Origin of the sequence: Anaerosporobacter faecicola (genome assembly GCF_012070565.1) — a bacterium.
Classification (GTDB): Bacteria; Bacillota; Clostridia; order Lachnospirales; family Lachnospiraceae; genus Anaerosporobacter; species Anaerosporobacter faecicola.
In genome coordinates, this window is record NZ_JAAQRO010000014.1 from 1 (window position 1) to 1,518 (window position 1,518).

Below are 1,518 nucleotides of genomic sequence, written 5' to 3' on the forward strand. Positions count from 1 at the left end.
AAGTCAGTGTACGTGTACCCGAAACCGGGTGATCTACCCATGTCCAGGTTGAAGTTGCCGTAAAAGGCAATGGAGGACCGAACGCACATCCGTTGAAAAGGGTGGCGATGAGGTGTGGGTAGGGGAGAAATTCCAATCGAACCCGGAGATAGCTGGTTCTCCTCGAAATAGCTTTAGGGCTAGCCTTGATTTAGTCTAATGGAGGTAGAGCACTGAATATCCTAGGGGGCGTCAAAGCTTACCGAAGATTATCAAACTCCGAATGCCATATAGATGATGATCAGGAGTCAGACTACACGAGATAAGTTGGGTAGTCAAAAGGGAAAGAGCCCAGACCACCAGCTAAGGTCCCAAAGTGCGTGTTAAGTGGAAAAGGATGTGGGATTTCAAAGACAACCAGGATGTTGGCTCAGAAGCAGCCATACATTAAAAGAGTGCGTAATAGCTCACTGGTCGAGAGGTCCTGCGCCGAAAATGTCCGGGGCTAAAACACGACACCGAAGCTGTGGAATGTACGAATGTACATTGGTAGAGGAGCATTCTTAGATCGCCGAAGCTGTACCGAAAGGAGCAGTGGAGAGCTAAGAAGAGAGAATGCCGGAATGAGTAGCGAGATAGAAGTGAGAATCTTCTAGGCCGAATATCTAAGGTTTCCAGAGTAAAGCTGATCTGCTCTGGGTAAGTCGGGGCCTAAGGCGAGGTCGAAAGACGTAGTCGATGGATAACAGGTTGAAATTCCTGTACTGCATAATAACAGAACTGTGGGGACGCAGAGAGAAAGCACAAGCCGGGACTGGAAAGACCGGTACAAGCGAGGTACCAGTATGGTAGGCAAATCCGCCATACAATGGGAAGGCGTGACGTGGACCGAAATAAAAGTAGGGAAGTGTGTGAGCTAGCTGCCAAGAAAAGCCGCTATTGTTTGTTATGTACCCGTACCGTAAACCGACACAGGTGGATGAGGAGAGAATCCTAAGGCCGACGGGAGAAGCATTGTTAAGGAACTCGGCAAAATGACCCCGTAACTTCGGGAGAAGGGGTGCCTGCTAACGCAGGCCGCAGAGAATAGGCTCAAGCAACTGTTTAGCAAAAACACAGGTCTATGCAAAACCGAAAGGTGAAGTATATGGGCTGACGCCTGCCCGGTGCTGGAAGGTTAAGGGGAGGAATTAGAGGTAACTCGAAGTTCTGAACTTAAGCCCCAGTAAACGGCGGCCGTAACTATAACGGTCCTAAGGTAGCGAAATTCCTTGTCGGGTAAGTTCCGACCCGCACGAAAGGCGTAATGATTTGAGCACTGTCTCGACAATGCACCCGGTGAAATTGAAATACCAGTGAAGATGCTGGTTACCTGCGCCAGGACGGAAAGACCCCATGGAGCTTTACTCCAGCTTGATACTGGAACTTGGTATTACATGTACAGGATAGGTGGGAGACTGAGAAGTGGTTACGCCAGTAGCCATGGAGTCGATGTTGGGATACCACCCTTGTAGTATTAGGTTTCTAACTAGTGCTCAT

At 49.1% G+C, this 1,518-nt stretch carries 1 rRNA gene; it reads left to right on the forward strand.

Going from position 1 to position 1,518, the window contains the following annotated elements:
- A 23S ribosomal RNA gene (locus HBB17_RS08140) occupies positions 1–1,518 on the forward strand; the annotation flags it as partial.